At 51.9% G+C, this 2968-nt stretch carries 1 rRNA gene; it reads right to left on the reverse strand.

The features are described 5' to 3' along the window. Nucleotides 1-19: 19 nt before the first annotated feature. Nucleotides 20-2911 (reverse strand): 23S ribosomal RNA (locus tag ACCC96_RS30250). Between the last annotated feature and the right edge of the window lie 57 nt (nt 2912-2968).

Genomic DNA, 2968 nt, shown 5'->3' on the forward strand with positions numbered 1-2968 from the left:
CAAATTGCTTGGGTGTTATATGGTCAAGCCTCACGGGCAATTAGTATTGGTTAGCTCAACGCCTCACAGCGCTTACACACCCAACCTATCAACGTCGTAGTCTTCGACGGCCCTTCAGGGGACTCAAGGTCCCAGTGAGATCTCATCTTGAGGCTAGTTTCCCGCTTAGATGCTTTCAGCGGTTATCTATTCCGAACATAGCTACCCGGCAATGCCACTGGCGTGACAACCGGAACACCAGAGGTTCGTCCACTCCGGTCCTCTCGTACTAGGAGCAGCCCCTCTCAAATCTCAAACGTCCACGGCAGATAGGGACCGAACTGTCTCACGACGTTCTAAACCCAGCTCGCGTACCACTTTAAATGGCGAACAGCCATACCCTTGGGACCGGCTTCAGCCCCAGGATGTGATGAGCCGACATCGAGGTGCCAAACACCGCCGTCGATATGAACTCTTGGGCGGTATCAGCCTGTTATCCCCGGAGTACCTTTTATCCGTTGAGCGATGGCCCTTCCATACAGAACCACCGGATCACTAAGACCTACTTTCGTACCTGCTCGACGTGTCTGTCTCGCAGTCAAGCGCGCTTTTGCCTTTATACTCTACGACCGATTTCCGACCGGTCTGAGCGCACCTTCGTACTCCTCCGTTACTCTTTAGGAGGAGACCGCCCCAGTCAAACTACCCACCATACACTGTCCTCGATCCGGATAACGGACCTGAGTTAGAACCTCAAAGTTGCCAGGGTGGTATTTCAAGGATGGCTCCACGCGAACTGGCGTCCACGCTTCAAAGCCTCCCACCTATCCTACACAAGCAAATTCAAAGTCCAGTGCAAAGCTATAGTAAAGGTTCACGGGGTCTTTCCGTCTAGCCGCGGATACACTGCATCTTCACAGCGATTTCAATTTCACTGAGTCTCGGGTGGAGACAGCGCCGCCATCGTTACGCCATTCGTGCAGGTCGGAACTTACCCGACAAGGAATTTCGCTACCTTAGGACCGTTATAGTTACGGCCGCCGTTTACCGGGGCTTCGATCAAGAGCTTCGCGTTAGCTAACCCCATCAATTAACCTTCCGGCACCGGGCAGGCGTCACACCCTATACGTCCACTTTCGTGTTTGCAGAGTGCTGTGTTTTTAATAAACAGTCGCAGCGGCCTGGTATCTTCGACCGGCGTGGGCTTACGCAGCAAGTGCTTCACCCTCACCGGCGCACCTTCTCCCGAAGTTACGGTGCCATTTTGCCTAGTTCCTTCACCCGAGTTCTCTCAAGCGCCTTGGTATTCTCTACCCAACCACCTGTGTCGGTTTGGGGTACGGTTCCTGGTTACCTGAAGCTTAGAAGCTTTTCTTGGAAGCATGGCATCAACCACTTCGTGTTCTAAAAGAACACTCGTCATCAGCTCTCGGCCTTAAGATCCCGGATTTACCTAAGATCTCAGCCTACCACCTTAAACTTGGACAACCAACGCCAAGCTGGCCTAGCCTTCTCCGTCCCTCCATCGCAATAACCAGAAGTACAGGAATATTAACCTGTTTTCCATCGACTACGCTTTTCAGCCTCGCCTTAGGGACCGACTAACCCTGCGTCGATTAACGTTGCGCAGGAAACCTTGGTCTTTCGGCGTGGGTGTTTTTCACACCCATTGTCGTTACTCATGTCAGCATTCGCACTTCTGATACCTCCAGCAAGCTTCTCAACTCACCTTCACAGGCTTACAGAACGCTCCTCTACCGCATCACCTAAGTGATACCCGTAGCTTCGGTGTATGGTTTGAGCCCCGTTACATCTTCCGCGCAGGCCGACTCGACTAGTGAGCTATTACGCTTTCTTTAAAGGGTGGCTGCTTCTAAGCCAACCTCCTAGCTGTCTAAGCCTTCCCACATCGTTTCCCACTTAACCATAACTTTGGGACCTTAGCTGACGGTCTGGGTTGTTTCCCTTTTCACGACGGACGTTAGCACCCGCCGTGTGTCTCCCATGCTCGGCACTTGTAGGTATTCGGAGTTTGCATCGGTTTGGTAAGTCGGGATGACCCCCTAGCCGAAACAGTGCTCTACCCCCTACAGTGATACATGAGGCGCTACCTAAATAGCTTTCGAGGAGAACCAGCTATCTCCGAGCTTGATTAGCCTTTCACTCCGATCCACAGGTCATCCGCTAACTTTTCAACGGTAGTCGGTTCGGTCCTCCAGTCAGTGTTACCTAACCTTCAACCTGCCCATGGATAGATCGCCCGGTTTCGGGTCTATTCCCAGCGACTAGACGCCCTATTAAGACTCGCTTTCGCTACGCCTCCCCTATTCGGTTAAGCTCGCCACTGAAAATAAGTCGCTGACCCATTATACAAAAGGTACGCAGTCACCCAACAAAGTGGGCTCCCACTGCTTGTACGCATACGGTTTCAGGATCTATTTCACTCCCCTCTCCGGGGTTCTTTTCGCCTTTCCCTCACGGTACTAGTTCACTATCGGTCAGTCAGTAGTATTTAGCCTTGGAGGATGGTCCCCCCATATTCAGACAAAGTTTCTCGTGCTCCGTCCTACTCGATTTCATGGCCAAGAGATTTTCGCGTACAGGGCTATCACCCACTATGGCCGCACTTTCCAGAGCGTTCCGCTAATCTCAAAGCCACTTAAGGGCTAGTCCCCGTTCGCTCGCCACTACTAAGGGAATCTCGGTTGATTTCTTTTCCTCAGGGTACTTAGATGTTTCAGTTCCCCTGGTTCGCCTCTTGCACCTATGTATTCAGTACAAGATAACCATCTTATGATGGCTGGGTTCCCCCATTCAGACATCTCCGGATCAAAGTCTGTTTGCCGACTCCCCGAAGCTTTTCGCAGGCTACCACGTCTTTCATCGCCTCTGACTGCCAAGGCATCCACCGTATGCGCTTCTTCACTTGACCATATAACCCCAAGCAATCTGGTTATACTGTGAAGACGACATTCGCCGAAAATTCGCA

It is taken from the genome of Pseudomonas sp. Pseusp11, from assembly GCF_047304405.1.
Classification (GTDB): domain Bacteria; phylum Pseudomonadota; class Gammaproteobacteria; order Pseudomonadales; family Pseudomonadaceae; genus Aquipseudomonas.